Annotated in this window: 18 protein-coding genes; 9 read left to right on the forward strand and 9 right to left on the reverse strand. The window is 43.9% G+C overall.

What is annotated here, in order from left to right; translation table 11 throughout:
- Window positions 1–41 precede the first annotated feature (41 nt).
- The 5 genes from obgE to IM792_RS13540 all read left to right on the forward strand — a co-directional run bounded on the left by obgE (window position 42) and on the right by IM792_RS13540 (window position 6,276).
- Window positions 42–1,040 carry a GTPase ObgE gene (gene obgE, locus IM792_RS13520; RefSeq protein WP_194102396.1) on the forward strand — a complete coding sequence of 333 codons (999 nt, stop codon included), beginning with the start codon at window positions 42–44 and terminating at the stop codon, window positions 1,038–1,040.
- A gap of 190 nt (window positions 1,041–1,230) precedes the next feature.
- On the forward strand, window positions 1,231–2,229 hold the full coding sequence (gap, locus tag IM792_RS13525) for a type I glyceraldehyde-3-phosphate dehydrogenase (protein ID WP_194102397.1): 999 nt from the start codon (window positions 1,231–1,233) through the stop codon (window positions 2,227–2,229).
- Complete coding sequence (locus IM792_RS13530; protein ID WP_194102398.1) at window positions 2,226–2,660, forward strand: GNAT family N-acetyltransferase; 435 nt, start codon at window positions 2,226–2,228, stop codon at window positions 2,658–2,660. The genes gap and IM792_RS13530 overlap by 4 nt, the downstream gene beginning before the upstream one ends.
- A 132-nt stretch (window positions 2,661–2,792) precedes the next feature.
- Window positions 2,793–3,992: a TlpA disulfide reductase family protein gene (locus IM792_RS13535; protein ID WP_194102399.1), complete on the forward strand. Its 1,200-nt coding sequence runs from the start codon at window positions 2,793–2,795 to the stop codon at window positions 3,990–3,992.
- 802 nt (window positions 3,993–4,794) lie between these two features.
- Entirely contained in the window at window positions 4,795–6,276 is a 1,482-nt protein-coding gene (locus tag IM792_RS13540) for a glycine--tRNA ligase (RefSeq protein WP_194102400.1), read from the forward strand.
- Between the two features lie 223 nt (window positions 6,277–6,499).
- Here the strand turns inward: IM792_RS13540 and IM792_RS13545 are convergent, their stop codons facing one another.
- From IM792_RS13545 to IM792_RS13565, 5 genes are all read right to left on the reverse strand, one after another.
- Window positions 6,500–8,035, reverse strand: a complete 1,536-nt coding sequence (locus tag IM792_RS13545; RefSeq protein WP_228085081.1) for a DUF4394 domain-containing protein — start codon at window positions 8,033–8,035, stop codon at window positions 6,500–6,502.
- Window positions 8,036–8,092: 57 nt separating this feature from the next.
- Entirely contained in the window at window positions 8,093–8,434 is a 342-nt protein-coding gene (locus IM792_RS13550) for a hypothetical protein (RefSeq protein WP_194102401.1), read from the reverse strand.
- A gap of 178 nt (window positions 8,435–8,612) precedes the next feature.
- A complete protein-coding gene (locus IM792_RS13555; RefSeq protein WP_194102402.1) occupies window positions 8,613–9,671 on the reverse strand; it encodes an agmatine deiminase family protein in 1,059 nt (352 codons plus the stop codon).
- Between the two features lie 4 nt (window positions 9,672–9,675).
- The gene (locus tag IM792_RS13560; RefSeq protein ID WP_194102403.1) at window positions 9,676–10,026 is read right to left on the reverse strand and encodes a four helix bundle protein; all 351 of its coding nucleotides are present in this window, start codon (window positions 10,024–10,026) and stop codon (window positions 9,676–9,678) included.
- 35 nt (window positions 10,027–10,061) lie between these two features.
- Window positions 10,062–10,931, reverse strand: a complete 870-nt coding sequence (locus IM792_RS13565) for a carbon-nitrogen hydrolase (protein ID WP_194102404.1) — start codon at window positions 10,929–10,931, stop codon at window positions 10,062–10,064.
- Window positions 10,932–11,058: 127 nt separating this feature from the next.
- On the opposite strand from IM792_RS13565, the gene IM792_RS13570 reads away from it, so the two are divergent.
- Both IM792_RS13570 and IM792_RS13575 read left to right on the forward strand, forming a co-directional pair.
- On the forward strand, window positions 11,059–12,018 hold the full coding sequence (locus tag IM792_RS13570; protein ID WP_194102405.1) for a lysylphosphatidylglycerol synthase transmembrane domain-containing protein: 960 nt from the start codon (window positions 11,059–11,061) through the stop codon (window positions 12,016–12,018).
- Window positions 12,019–12,029: 11 nt separating this feature from the next.
- Window positions 12,030–12,734, forward strand: coding sequence for an SDR family oxidoreductase (locus IM792_RS13575; protein ID WP_194102406.1), 705 nt, complete (start codon window positions 12,030–12,032; stop codon window positions 12,732–12,734).
- On the opposite strand, the gene IM792_RS13580 is transcribed toward IM792_RS13575, so the two are convergent.
- Window positions 12,735–13,937 (reverse strand): cation:proton antiporter, encoded by a 1,203-nt coding sequence (locus IM792_RS13580; RefSeq protein WP_194102407.1) that lies wholly within the window; start codon window positions 13,935–13,937, stop codon window positions 12,735–12,737.
- A gap of 188 nt (window positions 13,938–14,125) precedes the next feature.
- Here IM792_RS13580 and IM792_RS13585 point away from each other — a divergent pair, with 188 nt between their 5' ends.
- Complete coding sequence (locus tag IM792_RS13585) at window positions 14,126–14,980, forward strand: DUF4198 domain-containing protein (protein WP_194102408.1); 855 nt, start codon at window positions 14,126–14,128, stop codon at window positions 14,978–14,980.
- A 51-nt stretch (window positions 14,981–15,031) separates the two neighbouring features.
- On the opposite strand, the gene IM792_RS13590 is transcribed toward IM792_RS13585, so the two are convergent.
- Together IM792_RS13590 and IM792_RS13595 are read right to left on the reverse strand one after the other, a co-directional pair.
- Window positions 15,032–15,898, reverse strand: a complete 867-nt coding sequence (locus tag IM792_RS13590; RefSeq protein ID WP_194102409.1) for a hypothetical protein — start codon at window positions 15,896–15,898, stop codon at window positions 15,032–15,034.
- Window positions 15,882–16,133, reverse strand: coding sequence for a helix-turn-helix transcriptional regulator (locus IM792_RS13595; RefSeq protein WP_194102410.1), 252 nt, complete (start codon window positions 16,131–16,133; stop codon window positions 15,882–15,884). The genes IM792_RS13590 and IM792_RS13595 overlap by 17 nt, the downstream gene beginning before the upstream one ends.
- 52 nt (window positions 16,134–16,185) lie before the next feature.
- On the opposite strand from IM792_RS13595, the gene IM792_RS13600 reads away from it, so the two are divergent.
- Entirely contained in the window at window positions 16,186–17,070 is an 885-nt protein-coding gene (locus tag IM792_RS13600) for a Dam family site-specific DNA-(adenine-N6)-methyltransferase (RefSeq protein WP_194102411.1), read from the forward strand.
- Between the two features lie 40 nt (window positions 17,071–17,110).
- On the opposite strand, the gene IM792_RS13605 is transcribed toward IM792_RS13600, so the two are convergent.
- Window positions 17,111–17,650 (reverse strand): dihydrofolate reductase family protein, encoded by a 540-nt coding sequence (locus IM792_RS13605; protein WP_194102412.1) that lies wholly within the window; start codon window positions 17,648–17,650, stop codon window positions 17,111–17,113.
- Window positions 17,651–17,654: the final 4 nt, after the last annotated feature.

Below are 17,654 nucleotides of genomic sequence, written 5' to 3' on the forward strand. Positions count from 1 at the left end.
TCGGACTTCCGGTCTTCCGGACTAAAAAAACTTACAACGCCATGTCGCAGGGTTCCAATTTTGTTGATTATGTGAAGATATGCTGCCGTTCGGGGCATGGGGGTGCTGGCTCTGCGCATTTACACCGCGATAAGCACACCGATAAGGGTGGGCCCGATGGTGGCGATGGCGGCCGTGGCGGGCACGTTATTGTAAAAGGCAACGCCCAGTTATGGACGCTGCTGCACCTTAAATACCGCAAACACGTAATAGCCGGCAACGGCGATCCGGGTGGCAGCTCGTTATCTACCGGCAAAACCGGCAGGGATGAGATATTGGAAGTACCCTTGGGCACCATTGCCAAGGATGCTGAAACCGGGGAGGTAATATTTGAGATAACCCACGACGGAGAAACCAAAGTGCTTACACCGGGTGGCCGTGGCGGACAGGGCAACTGGCACTTTAAATCGGCCACGCAGCAAACACCACGCTTTGCACAGCCGGGCTTGCCGGGGCAGGAAGTTTGGAACATACTCGAACTAAAATTACTGGCCGATGTTGGTTTGGTAGGTTTCCCTAACGCGGGTAAATCAACCCTGCTGTCGGTAGTATCAGCCGCTAAGCCCGAGATTGCTGATTACGCCTTTACTACCATTGTACCTAACTTGGGCATCGTATCCTATCGCGATAGCAAATCATTCGTGATGGCTGATATTCCGGGCATTATTGAGGGTGCATCAAAAGGTAAGGGATTAGGTTTCCGCTTTTTGCGCCATATTGAGCGCAACTCGGTGTTATTGTTCATGATACCTGCTGATACTACACGTACCATAACCGAAGAATATCAGATACTGCAACACGAACTGGAAGAATACAATCCCGAACTGATGCACAAGCCACGCGTACTGGCCATCACCAAATCGGACATGCTGGATGATGAGCTGACCGAAGAAATGAAGCAACAGGTTCCGGCAGGTATACCTTATGTATTCATATCATCGGTAGCGCAAAAAAATATCGATAAGTTGAAGGATCTGCTGTGGTTGGCTATTAACCAGTAGACCCCTCCTATATCCTCCCCAAAGGGGAGGACTTTTTAGCTTTTATTCTTTTAAAGCCCTCCCTTTGGGAGGGTTGGGTGGGTTTCTCCTTATGGAGAGGGCTGGGGTGAGGTATAAATTTACTTACCATATACTTATCCCACACGCAGGTTTATGTACCTTTGTGCCCTTAATTTATTAGTGCAAGGGCATGAGGATAGCAATAAACGGATTCGGGCGTATAGGCCGCATTTTTCTGAGGAATATTTTAGATAAACCGGGCATTGAGGTAGTGGCCATAAACGACCTTACCGATACCCATACCCTCGCCCACCTGTTTAAGTACGATTCTGTTCACCGTGGCTTTAAGGGCTCGGTTGAGCATACCGATGGTGAGCTGATCATCAACGGAAGAACCATCAAAGTTTTCGCGCAGCGCGAACCATCGCAACTTCCCTGGAAAGAATTGGATATTGACCTCGTGGTAGAATCGACCGGCAAATTCACCTCGCAACAAGGTGCTCAGCAGCATTTGCAGGCCGGTGCCAAACAGGTCATAATATCTGCCCCGCCTACTGATAAAAGTGTGCCTACTGTGGTGCTGGGTGTTAATGATGAATATATCGATCTGACGGCGCCTATCTTATCCAATGCATCATGCACTACCAACAACGTAGCTGCCATGGTAAAGATACTGGATGATAACTGGGGTATTGTGGATGGCTACATCACCACCGTACACTCCATGACGGGCGACCAAAATCTGCACGATGCCCCGCATAAGGATCTGCGTCGTGCACGGGCGGCTTCCGCATCCATCATACCTACAACTACCGGCGCGGCAAAGGCCATTACTAATATTTTCAATCACCTTGAGGGTAAACTGGGTGGCGCAGGCATACGTGTGCCAGTATTGAACGGCTCGCTTACCGATTTTACCTGTAGCCTGAAAAAAGAAACTACCGTTGAGCAGATCAACGCCGCTTTTAAACAGGCTGCATTGGGGCCGATGCAAAATATTTTAGAATATACCGAAGACCCGATAGTATCAACCGATATTTTAGACAACCCGCACAGTTGTATATTTGACGCGCAACTAACCTCCATAGTAGGCGGCCTGGTAAAGGTTGTTGGCTGGTACGATAACGAGATGGGCTACTCCAGCCGCCTTGCCGACTTGGTTGTAAAAATAAACGCCCTTAAAGCATGATAAAATTTATACATGTTGATGATCTGCTGCCCGTACGTAACGAAGTACTGCGCGAAGGCAAGCTGCAACTACACGAGTGCATATTCCCGACCGATAAGGTAGACGGCGCTTTTCACCTGGGTTATTACGTGGATGATGAGCTGGCCTGCGTGGCATCATTTCACCCGCAAAGTTATGGTGAGTTTAGCGGCAAAGGCTATCAGTTACGCGGCATGGCTACAGTTGAAAAGTATCGTGGTAAAGGCCTGGGTAATCAGTTACTGAACTTTGCCATAGTATACCTGCGTGGCCAGCAAGCCAACTACCTGTGGTGCAACGCCCGCAAAAAAGCCATGAATTTCTACTTCAATACCGGCTTTGAGGTGATATCTCCCGAGTTTGAAGTACCCGGCATCGGGCCGCATCATGTGATGTATTTAAGGGTGAGGTAACACCCCTCCTAAATCCTCCCCGAGGGGGAGGACTTGAATACCATCTTGAAGATATTTTTTTGTGCTTTAAACCTTATGCTAATAGGGCATCTAACAATAAATCTTATCTTTAATTACTAACCTGTTAACCCTATGTCAACCTTAAAAGCATTTTTTGTAGTGGCTGCCTTATGCTGGTTTAGCTGCCCGGCCTTTTCGCAATCTAAAGCCGGGGCAACCGATTCCTTAAGCGGCTTTATCACTCTTAATATTGATGTAACTACACTTCAAGACACCGCCGGAGTTTTTAAAGTTCGTTTTGGCGGCGAAACGCTGTTCCCTGAAATTAAGAACAACCGGCTTACTGTTAAGCATTATCTTAAAGAACCAAGGCGGGCTTATTTAACATTTTACCCGCGGGATAGCATTAAAAAAGATCCGAACCGATCAACTGATAACATAATTGTGATGTATAACGATTATTATACTTTCTTTTCACATCCGGGCGAATTCAACATAACCGTTAACAATTTTATAAATAAAAGCCGTATTGAGAATGCCAGCCAGTATCAAAAAGATTATGATAATATGGAATTGCTGCTTAACCAGTTTCAGGAAAATTTTGGGCGGCAAAATTCAGGTAAATATTTACAGCTACGATCAGCCACCGGTAAGTTGAAAGATTCATTATCTGTGCTAATGCAAAACCTGGCGACAGAAGCATACCGTAAACATTACGATGATGTAGTGCTTCCGTACATTAAAACGCATGCTGATTCTCCTACGGCCTTGCACCTGCTGCAAGAATACTCGTACACCTTTTTTGTAAATTATGATGCGCTAGAGTTACTGTACAATAACTTTACAGACAGGATAAAAGCCTTACCCAGTGCCCGTTTAGTATACAATGCTATTGACCGGCATCAATTTCAAAGTAACCTGATCGGCAAAGTTGCACCTGATTTTAGCTTGAAGGATGTTGCCGGTAAAGAAGTAGCATTAAAAAGCTTTCGGGGCAATGTTACTTTGATGGGGTTTTGGGCCAGTTGGTGCGGGCCATGCAGAGCCAACAACCCGGGCTTAGTTAAGGTATACAATAAATTTAAAGCAAAGGGCTTTAAAATATTAGGCATATCGTTAGATCATAAAAAGGATGACTGGTTGAATGCCATACAAAAAGACGGTTTAACCTGGACACACGTATCTGACCTGAAATTCTGGAATGGCGACGTAAGTAAAATGTACCACATCAGCGCGGTACCTACCAATTACCTTATTGATAAAGACGGCAAGGTGCTGGCCAAAAACTTAGATGAAAAAGCACTCGAACAACAGCTTGCAAAGCTATTGTAATAGCGATTTTATGTATTAAAGGAGAGTACTTTAAAAATTCTTGTCATATCGATTGAGTACGAAAGAGAAATCTGTCGCTTTGTTATGAACGCGTGCAGATCTCTCACTATCGTTCGAGATGACAAGATTGGGGAAGCAAAAGCTACAGTCAGCGGAACACCTCCCTGCCCTCCCCTGGGAGGGAATTAGTATTATTCATTATTCCATCAAGCAAAAGCACAACCCGTAAATAACCTATCCTACCGGCATCAGAAATGCCCGGAGTAACACAAGCCCTGCCAAAGCACATCCTTTCACCGGGCAGGGCGCAGCCGGCAGTTTTTGCTTCTTTTGTCTGCACAAAAGAACCCCCTCCTAAATCCTCCCCGAGAGGGAGGACTTAAAAATAAATCGTCAGTCTGCTCTTGGGCGCAAACCCCAGTTACTTTGTCTTAAACACAAAGTCACCAAACTTAGCGATAGCGATCTCATGAACACCTTAAAAATTAACATCCCGTGAATAAAGTCAAGGCAGAAAAAACCTTCCGCCCGCAAGGCCATACTCACTGGTCCGGTTTTCTGCCAGGCCGACGCGCTTTTTATTTTAGATTATTTTAATTAAAAAACGCGTCATTGCGAGGAACGAAGCAATCTCTTTAGGATATTCCCGTGGACAAATCACTCGGGGATTGCTTCGTTCCTCGCAATGACGCAAATGTATAAATCCCCTCGCTCCACACTCGCCAAACCTTATGAAACCCTACTATTTACCTTTACGCTTTTACCTTTTGGCTTTCACCTTAAATTGTATCTTTGCCCTGTTATGAGTAAAGCGACCGACGAACTTTTTAAGAACGTAATATCACACGCTAAGGAGTACGGTTTTGTATTCCAGTCGAGCGAAATATATGATGGCCTGAGCGCCGTTTATGACTATGGGCAAAATGGCTCGGAGTTAAAAAACAATATTAAAACCTACTGGTGGAAAGCCATGGTGCAAATGCACGAAAATATTGTGGGCATTGATGCCGCCATATTTATGCACCCTACCACCTGGAAAGCCAGCGGACACGTTGACGGCTTTAGCGACCCGATGATCGATAACAAGGATTCAAAGAAACGTTATCGCGCCGATCAGCTATTGGAAGATCGTATCGCAAAATACGAGGCTGAAGGTAAAACTGAAAAAGCCGCCGCTTTACAAACTGCGATGGATGATGCCCTGAAGGCTGAAGATCTGCCTCGCCTTAAAGAGTTAATTATTGAGCAGGAAATTGCCTGCCCGGTAAGCGGCACCCGCAATTGGACAGACGTTCGTCAATTCAACCTGATGTTCAGCACACAGGTTGGCGCTATTGCTGATGAGTCTGAAACTATATATCTGCGCCCTGAAACCGCTCAAGGTATTTTTGTGAACTACTTGAACGTGCAGAAATCAGGCCGTATGAAAATACCTTTCGGTATCGCACAGATAGGCAAGGCTTTCCGTAACGAGGTTATCGCGCGTCAGTTCATCATCCGTATGCGCGAGTTTGAGCAAATGGAGATGCAATTCTTTGTTCGCCCCGGCACGCAAAAAGAGTGGTTCAATACCTGGAAGGAAAATCGCCTTAAATGGCACCTTGCCCTGGGTACCCCGGCCGAAAAATACCGTTACCACGAGCATACTAAATTAGCGCACTACGCTGATGCCGCCTTTGATATTGAGTACAATTTTCCGTTCGGTTTTAAAGAGGTGGAAGGTATACACAGCCGCACCGATTTTGACCTGAGCCAACACCAGCAATACTCAGGCAAAAAAATGCAATATTTTGACCCCGAGGTTGACCCTGAAACAGGCAAGCCGTTTGGTAACTACATACCTTACGTTATTGAAACTTCGATAGGTTTAGACAGGATGTTCCTGCTTACACTGATCAACGCCTACGAGGAAGAAGACCTGAGTACCGACGAGAAACAGGATAGCCGCACCGTACTGCGCCTGCCGTCTGTACTGGCACCGGTTAAGGCCGCTATTTTCCCGCTTACCAAAAAAGACGGTTTACCTGAAAAGGCCCGCGAAATTATGGATAAGCTGAAACTTGATTTCAACGTGCAATACGAGGAGAAGGATGCTATCGGTAAACGCTACCGCCGTCAGGATGCTATTGGTACACCTTTCTGTATCACGGTTGATCACCAGACCTTAGAAGACAATACCGTAACCATACGCTACCGCGATACCATGCAACAGGAACGTGTAGCCGCCGATCAACTAGAGAAGATAATTGGCGATATGGTTAGCTGGAAAAGTGTGCTGAAATAATTACCCCTCCTAAATCCTTCCCCAAAGGGGAAGACTTTAAAAATAAAAATGTCATTTCGATCGAGGTACGAGGAGAAATCTGTCGCCTGATTATGAACGCAGACAGATCTCTCACTATCGTTCGAGATGACAAGATAAATTAAGGCCATGCGGTTAATATAATAAAACAAAGAACGCCGGATAGTTACTCACTACCCGGCGTTCATTATTTATGGCTATTTAATTAAAAGCCCAAGCCTAAACTAAACGCTTTATAGTTACCTGTAACCGTTGCGCCTGCGGTTGCAGCGCCGGTGGTTAGGTTAATAGTATAAACTTTGGTTGTACCATCAACATTAAGCAAGGCATAGCCTGTGCCACTGGTACTGCCAATATCAAAACCATTGGTAGCCGCGGCATCCACACCTAATGCGCCAACGCTAACCAAGGTACCATCGTTAGGTGGATCTTGCTTGTAAAGGGTATTATTTTCTGTATCGATATCAAATAACACGGTTGATGTAGCACCGGCAAAGTTATTGGTATAAGCAGCCGCGGTTACTGATGGGCTGTCCGGAGATAACTCACCATCAACAAAAGCTACAGCACCTGTTTCGGGATGGAGGCGTAAGTTTTGACCGGTGTTGCTTACTACACGAATACGATCAACCGTTGGGTTAAAATCAAACCCAAATTGCGTACCCGAAAGCGAGGTGGTAAATGGCAGGATGCCTACTGCCGCTGCTGCGCCTGTCGCTAAATTAAGTGTGTACAATCTGTTTGTGCTACCCAAAGCATAAAGCTGTCCGTTAACCGGGCGAAAATCAATACCTAAAATATTCTCGCCGCTTGCTATACCCGTAATAGCCTTGGTAACCGGGCTCGGGCTCATCGGGTTAAATATCACCAGCTCGTTAGCTTCGCTGATGGCATAAGCAACAGGCTCGGTAGGTATGGCAAAACCTGTTACGGCTCTTGCTAAGTCATTTTGTACTTTGGTAGCTCTACCTGTAGTTATATTAATGCTGTATAAGCTTGTTTTACCGCCAACAGTTAGCGCGGCCAAAGCAGCCTCCCCATCGGGGCTGATGTCAAAACCACCTGCTTGCTCAACATTAACACCCAGGCTACCTATTTCAACAAGGGTACCATCGTTTGGTGGGTCTTGCTTGTAAAGCTTATCGTTGGTTACGTCGATCACAAAAAGTTCGGTGCTGGTTGCACCTGCTCTGTTTTGTGTGTAGGCAGCGGCTGTAACACTGGCGTTAGCTGCACCGTTTAAGGCTCCATCGGTAAATGCCACTGCACCGGTTTCGGGATGTAAGCGCAGGTTTTGGCCGCTTGATGTTACCAGGCGAATCCTGTCAACGGTCGGGTTAAAATCAAAGCCTACGGCTGTACCATTAATGGCAGGAGTAAATGGCGCTGAACCGATTGCACGTGCCGAGCCGCTCTCGGTATTAATAACATAAATACGGCTGGTGCTACCTACGCCATAAAGTTCGCCGGTAGCCGGTCTGAAATCAATACCCAAAATAGTTTCATTACTTTGCAAGCCTGTAATATTGGTTTGCTTGGTAACTGATGATGGATTTTTGGCATTGAAACTCACCAGTGTGTTGTTTGACGCCAGGGCATACACTGCCAAATCGGGACCTATTACTGAGCCGTCCTCGGGGTTGTCAATGTCATTATCCTTTGAACACGATGACGTGATCAGTAAAATAGCGGCTGCGCACACCATGGCCAGCCTCTTCAAAGAAAAGTTGAATGTTCTCATTTTTCAAGATAGATTAGAAGTAAATACAATACGGCGAAATGCCGCGGTTAAGATTTTTTAGCAATAAAGCATCACACCATCGGGAGGCGGTATGGTTATTTTTTGGTAGTACGATGATTTGTAGCTGCCTTTGTAGGCGGTACAATGTTTTATATTGCTATGCCAAAGCACATTATAATATGTTTGGCTGAAGGGGCGGGTGAATTCTTTTTCGAGCGAAGAACTGCTTTCTGATTTCTTTTCGCTATCGTCAGTATCAGTACCGGGAGCCATCTCCTTATCGTACGATAAGGCCGCGATAAACACAGGCGATACCATCTTAAACCCTATTAATAGGATAAAGAGCATGCCGATGGCAATACGCAGGTATATTTTGCTATGGTTTAAAGCTACTTTCACGTAATGTTTAACAACGGGTAGATTGTTGCATTCAATTACGTTCGGTATATACCTCTGGTTTTTGAAGATATTCGATTAGAGCTGTTTGGAGTAAAGAAATTTACAAAATCAGGATTTTGGGAGCGACTTATTAGAAAGTTATTATAAATGAGGCTGCTTTACCAACAGCCTCATTTGTTTATATTACATCTGGCTCCTGCTGGCTCAGGCAATGGAAACTGCCCAAACCCCATATAATGTCGGTAGAATCGACCCCTACAACCTTACGATCGGGGAAGCATTGGGTTAGTATGTCTAATGCCTTATCGTCATTAGCGCAACGGTAGGTTGGCACCACCACGGCGGCATTGCCAATGTAAAAATTGGCGTATGATGCAGGCAGTCGCTGGTCGTCATAAATCACCGGATCGGGCATTGGCAGCTCCACAATATTCAGTTGCTTGCCGTTGATCAGTCGCATGGTTTTAAGGGCTTGCAGGTTCTCCTGCAAAATGTGGTAGTTTTCGTCGTTCCTGTTCTCCTCAACAACGGTAACTACGGTATCCTCGTTCACAAAGCGGGTAATATCGTCAATATGGCCGTCGGTATCGTCGCCAATAATGCCATCGCCCAGCCAAAGCACCTGCTCCACACCATAGTAGTTTTGCAGGTAACCTTCTATTTGTTGCTGATTAAGGTGCGGATTACGGTTTTGGTTCAACAAGCAAGCCGTAGTAGTTAATACGGTGCCTTTTCCGTTAAAATCAACCGAGCCACCTTCCATAACAATGCCAGGGTGATATACCGGCAGATTATAATATTCGGCAATGCGGGTAGGTATCACATCGTCCAGATCGTACGGAGGATATTTATCTCCCCACGCATTGTAGCCCCAATCAACCACTACCTTTTGTTTGGTTTCGGGGTTGATCAAAAACGCCGGACCATGATCACGGCACCAGGCATCATTGGTAGGGAATTCAAAGAACTCGATCTTACTCAGATCAGCACCCACCAAAGTAAGCTGCTGCTGCGCGAAAGCCTCCATCTCTTTATTCACCACGTTGATGCGCACAAACTCGCCTACCGCTATCTCCTTAATAAACTCGCAATAGCGATGGTATATCATCTGTATCTTACCCGGCCATGAAGCCTCCTTGTGCGGCCAGCTAAGCCAGGTAGCCACATGCGGCGCCCATTCGGCAGGGAAGTGGAAGCCGGAGGCTCTTAAGTCAATAGACGATGGTCGATGGTCCATAGTATTATAATGTTTTTCTTAGTGAAGTGATCATTTTACATAACGATTGATATTCATTATACAATCGATCAAAATGATCATTCGATATTAAATCTCTTTTCTTAGCAATAAATAAGCACGATACAACCTCAATAGCCGAGCGTAGAGCGTAACTTAAAAAGTTTTTAAACACAGCATTAGTCTGACCTGTACAACCTTCGGCAATGTTCAGCACTACTGAATCGGCAGCACGTTTAATTTGCGAGGTCAATATAAAAAGTTCTTCTTTAGGAAAAAGTTTAGTTAAACTATCAATTTCCACGGTTAGGTCAAGCGCTCTTTGCCAAACCTGCAAACTCTCAAACTTAAACGACATACTATGGTCTATCGACTATGGTCCATGGACTAATATTAGTCTTCGTCAATAAGCCTTTTCGTAATCGGCTGGTACGTTTCTATCCTTCTATCACGCAGGAACGGCCAGTGGCTGCGGTAGTAGTCTGATTTATCAAGGTCAAGTTCGTGTACGGTTACTTCTTCATCGTGGTGTGATGCCTGGTAAAGTACCGAACCGAATGGGTTTGACACGAATGAGCCGCCCCAGAATTTCAAGCCTGCTTCTTCACCTACCCTGTTCACGCTTACCACGTGCACACCGTTGGATACCGAGTGCGAACGCTGTATGGTTTGCCATGCGTTGTATTGCTCAGTATTGGTAGCCTCATCCTGGGTTGATGCCCAGCCGATAGCAGTTGGGTAGAACAGTATCTCGGCACCCATTAACGAGGTAATGCGGGCTGCTTCAGGGTACCATTGATCCCAGCAGATCAGCACGCCTATTTTAGCATATTTTGTATTGAATGTTTTATAACCCAGGTCGCCCGGGGTAAAGTAGAATTTCTCGTAAAAACCCGGATCATCCGGAATATGCATCTTGCGGTATTTACCCAAATAAGTACCATCGGCATCAATAACGGCGGTGGTATTATGGTATACACCCTGCGCGCGTTTTTCGAATAACGAGGCGATAACCACCACGTTCAGCTCGGCAGCAACGGCCGAAATAGCCTCGGTTGACGGGCCGGGAATAGCCTCGGCCAATTTAAAATTGTCGTAATCCTCTACATCGCAAAAATACAGCGATGTAAAAAGCTCCTGTAAACAAACTATCTGCGCGCCTTTGGCTGCCGCCTCGCGCACTTTAACAATAGCTTTATCAAGGTTCTGCTGCTTATCGGCAACACAACTTGTTTGTACAATACCAACTTTAACTTTGCTCATCCCTTTAAAATTTTGCGCAAAAATACGCTTTTAATGTTAACCTTTCTGTCAAAAACCAAGCCTAAATGTTGCACCACTATCAAGAATATCAATAACAAAATGTGCTGATTTTATTAGCTTTGCGGTAATGACAAATGTGCCTGATGCCCCGGAGCCTAAAACCGGGAAACAAAAGCTGTGGGATGCTGCCAAGCTGATATTAAAAATTGCCGTAACATCGGCGTTATTGTATTACGTATTCAGCAAGGTACCTATTGAAAAGGTAAAGTACAGGCTGCTGCACGCCAACTACTGGTGGATGGCGGTAGCGCTGGTAACCTTCTTCGCGTCAATGGTTGTTTCGGCCTGGCGATTGCTGAGCTTTTTTAAGTCGATAAACTTGCGGTTAGATCCGCGTTTTAATATGCGTTTGTACATGCTGGGGCTGTTCTATAACTTTCTGCTTCCGGGTGGTATAGGTGGCGATGGGTATAAAATATGGCTGCTGAACAAGCGCTATAAACTCCCGGCAAAAAAAATGTTCTGGGCTATATTGTTTGATAGGCTGAGCGGGCTGTGGGCTATAGGCTTCATCATTTGCGCACTGATCATTTTCATCCCTCAAATAGATATTCACCTGGCCATACCGGGCGGTATATTTATTGCAGGTTCGGCAGTGTATTACTTCGTGGCTTATAAATTCTTCCGCGAGTACACTAAATACTTTTTCCAGGCACATGCTAAGGCCGTATTGGTTCAGGGCTTGCAAGTATTGTGCATCATATTTGTGCTTTTAGGGCAAAATTTTGATGGTAAGTTCGCGCCTTATTTGCTATCGTTCCTGGTATCGGCATTAGCGGCTGTAGTGCCTATTACCATTGGCGGTGCGGGCGCACGCGAAACTATTTTCACCCAGCTATCGGGCATATTTAATATGGATGTGGGGCTGGCCGTATTTTTAAGTATATCATTCTACATTATATCATTACTGGTGGCGCTTACGGGGGTTTACTACGTTATACGCACCAGCCGACTGGAAGAAGGCTTGCCAAGCATTGAGGAGCACAACGAAGTAGTAGAGGAAGAAGCTAAACCAGCAACAAACTAAGATACCTGCCCATGAATATTATTATAACCGGTGCCAGCAGTGGCGTTGGCTTTGAAGCCGTTATTGAACTCATTACATCGGGCAAGCACAAGGTTATGGCCATTGCCCGTTCGCAGGATAAATTGCAGCGTTTGTTTGAGATATCGCGCAGCATCAATCCTGATTGTGTTTTGTACCCCATAGTTTTTGATTTGGTTAATGATGATCTTGCCGCGCTGTTGCAATTCATCGGCACACATATGGATAACCAGGTTGATGCCCTGATAAACAATGCCGGAGTACTGATAAACAAACCCTTTAAGGAGCTTGAAGAAATTGACTTTGTAGATATGCTGCAAAGCAATTACCTGAGCCATGTACGCATTACCCAGGCTTTGTTAGGCGTAATGCCTGCCGGAAGCCACATTGTGAACATAGGCAGCATGGGCGGCTACCAGGGCAGCGCTAAATTTGCAGGCCTTGCAGCTTATTCGGCAAGTAAGGCGGCATTACACGTGTTTACCGAATGTTTAGCACAGGAACTTGCAGAGCAGCAGATCAACGTGAATTGCCTGGCCCTGGGTTCGGCACAAACCGAGATGCTGGAGAAGGCTTTTCCGGGTTATCAATCGCCGGTTATGGCTTTTGAGATGGGCAAGTACATTGCCGATTTCGCCCTTACGGGTCATAAATTCTTTAACGGCAAGATATTGCCGGTGGCGCTTACTACGCCGTAATTAAAGGTTATTGAACTCCTGCCCTTCGGGTATCTTATATTTACGGCTGCTCAATAATCCCAGGCTCATGATCACACTGGTTGACAGGATGACGATGAACAGCAAGCCGGTATCTATCTGCGGTAGCTGCAATTTTTCGGGCAGATTATAGAACAGCAGTACGCTGATCAGTCCGCGTGGTATTAATACCAGTTCGGGCATCAAGTCGGTTTTTGATACCAGCTTGATGTATAAAAAGCGTATCAGGTAAATAGATATCAACACCAGCAGGCCTAACACCAGCAGGCCAAGATCATTCAGCTGATTAATGTTCATGGTAAAACCGAACAGCACAAAAAAGAAGGTTCGCATTAAAAAAGCACTCTCGGCCGATAGTTGCAATAACTGCTTTAATTCGAGCCCCAACTCCGGGTATAAAAAATTGTGGCGAAACCAGGGGAAACGTATCTGGCTGGCATTATTCAAAAACAAGCCGAATGCCAGCACTACTATCAATGCCGATAAATGGTACGATTGCCCGATGGCATACACCATAATAATGATGGATATAATAAGGAAGAATTTTACGTGATGCGTTATATTCTTGATCAGATATAGCAACAGCAAACACGATACCACCGCGAAGAACAAGATTAGCAACAACTCGCCACCCAGGCTGGTGAAGGCCGTAAAGTTGAAATACTTATTGCTCAGCATAAAGTTGAAGAACACAATGGTGAGGATATCCGAAAAGGATGATTCGTAGATAATAAACTCCTTTTTATCCTTTGGTAAACCCGATGCCGACGGTATGGCAATGGCCGAACTCACCACGCAAAACGGAATAGCGTTAATGATACCCCGGTAAATGCTCGCGCCGGATATGTAGTAGAATATGGTGGTGATAATGGCCGTTGTACCCAACAATACACACAAGGCCGACAGGAACGACCGCTTGATCACGGTATTTTTTTCGGGTGTGTATTTAAGTTCGAGCGCGCCTTCAAATACAATGAGTATCAGGCCGAGGGTACCCAACGTTGGCAGTATCTTGTTAAAATCGGGCGTTATCCAGTTAAAGTAAACCACCACCTGCCTGATGGCCATCCCCAAAAACAGCAGCAGCAATACCGATGGCAGCTTGGTTTTTCCGGCTATCAGATCGAACAGGTACGAAAATATTACCAGTCCGCACAGTATCATCAAGGTAGTATATGTACTCAAATGCTAAACTTATTTTGGTGCAAACATTACAAACGGCAGTTTATACAAATTGTTTATAAAGAGCCGTAAGTTCAAAAGTAACATAAACCCTGTATAAGTTTTGTAACGATAACGCAAAAATTGCAAGCCCTGCCTGTGCATGTTTTTAAAACTTTGTATGTTTGGTACTCCATCACTTATTTATACCCATGAAGCGTTTTTTCCTGCTGACAGCCGCCCTGTTCATAGCAGCCGTTTTTACTGCTGCCACCAATGAGGATTTCTTATTGGCCGAAAACTTCTTTTTGCACAAAGGCGATAAGCTGAGCGTGCGCATGTTCAAAGCCAACGTTACCAATACCGACGATGATTATGAAACCCCTGAAGCTAAGGATGCCAAATTCGCGCTGTACGAGGGTTCAAAAAAAATACCGCTCACCACCATTGCTAACGATACCGTAGTTACCATTAAGGATTACGAGGTTGAAAATGGCGGCCTTGCCCTGCTGCAACTCAGCCAGGCAGCGACGCAGGAGATAGACCGCGAAACATTTTTAAAGCACCTGGAGATTGATGGCAACGAGGAATCGGTTAAGAAAGCCAAAAGCTTCCACACCATGAATGTGCGCGAAAAATACAACCGCTCCATGAAAACTTTGGTAATGGTTGATAAACCATCAGGCAGCGCTTATGAAAAATTGGTGGGCGATGAGTTTGAGATCATCCTCAAGAACAATCCTTATAAAATGAACTATGGTGATGATGTTACCGCCATTGTTTATAGCCAGGGTAAACCGGTTGAATCAGCTCCTGTAAAGCTTTATGTTAAAACGCCAAAGGGTACTATTTATCCTGAAAATCTGGTGTCTGACGCTAAGGGACAAGTATTCTTTAAATTGAGCCGAGAGGGTATATACATGCTGCGTTCAACCCGTACCGATGTTGCAGCTACGGGCAAGGATGCCGACTTTGAAACCTGGTGGACATCATTCACCTTCGCCTTTAGCAGCGCTAACGAGTTACCGAATACGTACAAGGAATTTGGATTTGGGAATAAGCACTAACACTATAGCATTAGGTGTAAGATAGATTTTTACTCCTTAATTTTAAAAAAATTATGCATCCAAAAAATCCTTTAATCTTTCGTAATCACTTATCCACTCCTGTGTAATAACTGGAATACGATCAATTACTTCTTTTCCAAATATCGCCTCAGTTAATAACCCCATATGCATCATATCGAATATTCTACATAAGTAAGAACGTCCTTTTACCCACCATGTAAATTTAGAATCGATCATCAAGTAATGTCTAATATTCCTATCTAAAGTCTTTCGTACTTCATTAAGTTCAATCCCATCAAGTTGTGTTTCATAAACCGCGTCTGCAACCCTACTACCAAATGATTTAGTATAATAATACTCTTTTATTTCCCATAAAGCTATGGGATTAATAACACTTGGAAATGAACCATCAACTCTTCGTGACAAGCTACGAAAAGGAATCCTATTTAAAGTGAAAGCAGTAAGTTCTGAAGCCGAATATTTTAATTGATAATCGCCAATGTTAGCTTCTAACAGAATGTTTATTATTCCTGTAAAATAGTTTGGAGTGTTTTTCCCCTCTCCTTGCTTATTAATTGGAATTTCACATTTAGGATTATATATGTCGCACATCTGTTCAAACAACCCTTTGGCTTCATTCAAATCCATCAAATAATGCTGCACATGGTTTCCAATTGCATCTGACCGATATTGAAAGTAATCGACTAAAAGCTGCCCGAACTCTGTCTCCTCATCATTAAAAACAAGTTTATTAGTCTTAAAACCCAACTTGTTATAAAGATCCAAAATATTACTAATGCTATGTACTTTGATGCTTCCTGTTTTTCTGTCAGTATATCCAAGTTTTTGACTAATGACTTTAACATTAGCCCAAAATTCAGGTGTTGTATTATTTATATATTTAGGATTTGGTTTCATTTATTTCCTCTTCAAACATTATAACAAATTCTGACAGACTTGAATTTAACACTAAACAGATTTGCTTTAATTCAATTAAATCTAATCGTCTTTCGCCTGTCTCAACTTTACTTACAAAAGACTGTGGAACATTTAATGCGTTAGCTAACTCTTTTTGGGTCAAACCAGAATTAATCCGAAGCCTGTAAATAAGTTCTGTTATTATCAAATAATCTTTTTTTACATTAGCTTTCACATTGGAAAAATAAATGTTATTTTCGCATATCCCAAAACAGGATATTGACACAATGATAGCATTAGAAGATACTCTATTCCCTACTATAAAGTACTCAAAATTTATCCCACCCAAAAATCAATTATTAAAATGGGTGGGTAATAAGCAAAAGTTTGCGGCTCAAATAACCAAATTCTTCCCAAGAAGCTTTAACGATTATTATGAACCATTTTTAGGTAGCGGAGCCGTCTTAGCTACTGTACATCCAATATCTGGAATTGGGTCCGACACTTTTTCCCCATTGATTGAAATTTGGAATATGCTTAAAAGCAATCCGGATGGACTAGTTGATTGGTACAAAGATTGGAGAGAAAAATTAAACTTTCAATCGAAGGAATTTGTGTATGAAGATGTCAAAGCACAATACAATGCTAATCCTAATGGAAAAGATTTTCTTTATTTAAGTAGATCCTGCTATGGGGGCATTATTCGATTTAGACGCGATGGGCACATGTCTACTCCATGCGGAGTCCATACCCCTATACCCATTAAGGCATTTAAGGAGCGTGTCGTTACCTGGCATCCCCGCGTTCAAAACACAACTTTTATAAATCAGGATTATAAATCAGCTTTTGCGGCCGCAAAAGCTGGCGATTTAATATATTGTGACCCGCCCTATTCACATAGCCAAAGTATACTATATGGCGCTCAAGATTTCTCTTTAACAGAATTATTAGAATCAATTTGGCAAGCCAAGGAAAGGGGTGTATATGTTGCTTTAAGCATAGATGGTAATAAAAAATCTGGTAATATGATTTGTGATTTACCTATTCCCGAAAATCTTTTTGAAAGAGAAGTTTATATAGACTGCGGCAAATCAATGCTTCGCAGATTTCAAATAGAGGGCCAAAAAATGTCTGGTGAAGGCGTATTTGATAGGTTAATGCTAACCTATTAAAACAAATAAAAAATATAGGTTTTATTTAGTTTCTATTTGTCTATTCGGGCAGCATATCAAAATCAAACTTAGGCTTTAACGAGTAGGTTAACTGTACCAGGCCGGTATCATACATTGCGCTGTCAATCAGGTTGAGTTCCAAACGCTCGGTTAGACCCTTAAACAGCGGCGTGCCTGTACCCAATACAATTGGATGTACAGATAGCAACAACTCGTTCACATAGTTTTTATGGAGCAATTGCGACAGGAGGTTGGCGCCGCCAAACAGCCAGATGTTTTTTCCTTCGGAATAGCGTATCTCATCAATACGGTCAATAAAATTTTCGGAGCGGATGATTTCGGCATTACCTTCAACATCGGTTAACGTATCCGAAAATATGTACAACCTTTTATCGGGCCAGGGATTACCGTACTCCTGCAATACGTCATAACTTTTACGGCCTATAAAAACGGCATCAACATCGGCAGTAAATGCTTCCATACCATAATCCTGATCGGTAAAGCACCAATCGTACTCGCCGTTGGGCCCTTCAATAAAGCCATCAAGACTTACGGCAACGTTCAATATGATCTTGCGCATAATA

This window comes from Mucilaginibacter sp. JRF (assembly GCF_015223065.1).
Lineage (GTDB): Bacteria > Bacteroidota > Bacteroidia > Sphingobacteriales > Sphingobacteriaceae > Mucilaginibacter.

What these genes read in the sequence shown, in the direction of transcription:
- obgE (WP_194102396.1), top strand. Translation starts at nt 42, where the DNA reads ATGTCGCAGGGTTCCAATTTTGTTGATTATGTGAAGATATGCTGCCGT.
- gap (WP_194102397.1), top strand. Translation starts at nt 1,231, where the DNA reads ATGAGGATAGCAATAAACGGATTCGGGCGTATAGGCCGCATTTTTCTG.
- IM792_RS13530 (WP_194102398.1), top strand. Translation starts at nt 2,226, where the DNA reads ATGATAAAATTTATACATGTTGATGATCTGCTGCCCGTACGTAACGAA.
- IM792_RS13535 (WP_194102399.1), top strand. Translation starts at nt 2,793, where the DNA reads ATGTCAACCTTAAAAGCATTTTTTGTAGTGGCTGCCTTATGCTGGTTT.
- IM792_RS13540 (WP_194102400.1), top strand. Translation starts at nt 4,795, where the DNA reads ATGAGTAAAGCGACCGACGAACTTTTTAAGAACGTAATATCACACGCT.
- IM792_RS13545 (WP_228085081.1), bottom strand. Translation starts at nt 8,035, where the DNA reads ATGAGAACATTCAACTTTTCTTTGAAGAGGCTGGCCATGGTGTGCGCA.
- IM792_RS13555 (WP_194102402.1), bottom strand. Translation starts at nt 9,671, where the DNA reads ATGGACCATCGACCATCGTCTATTGACTTAAGAGCCTCCGGCTTCCAC.
- IM792_RS13560 (WP_194102403.1), bottom strand. Translation starts at nt 10,026, where the DNA reads ATGTCGTTTAAGTTTGAGAGTTTGCAGGTTTGGCAAAGAGCGCTTGAC.
- IM792_RS13565 (WP_194102404.1), bottom strand. Translation starts at nt 10,931, where the DNA reads ATGAGCAAAGTTAAAGTTGGTATTGTACAAACAAGTTGTGTTGCCGAT.
- IM792_RS13570 (WP_194102405.1), top strand. Translation starts at nt 11,059, where the DNA reads ATGACAAATGTGCCTGATGCCCCGGAGCCTAAAACCGGGAAACAAAAG.
- IM792_RS13575 (WP_194102406.1), top strand. Translation starts at nt 12,030, where the DNA reads ATGAATATTATTATAACCGGTGCCAGCAGTGGCGTTGGCTTTGAAGCC.
- IM792_RS13585 (WP_194102408.1), top strand. Translation starts at nt 14,126, where the DNA reads ATGAAGCGTTTTTTCCTGCTGACAGCCGCCCTGTTCATAGCAGCCGTT.
- IM792_RS13590 (WP_194102409.1), bottom strand. Translation starts at nt 15,898, where the DNA reads ATGAAACCAAATCCTAAATATATAAATAATACAACACCTGAATTTTGG.
- IM792_RS13600 (WP_194102411.1), top strand. Translation starts at nt 16,186, where the DNA reads ATGATAGCATTAGAAGATACTCTATTCCCTACTATAAAGTACTCAAAA.
- IM792_RS13605 (WP_194102412.1), bottom strand. Translation starts at nt 17,650, where the DNA reads ATGCGCAAGATCATATTGAACGTTGCCGTAAGTCTTGATGGCTTTATT.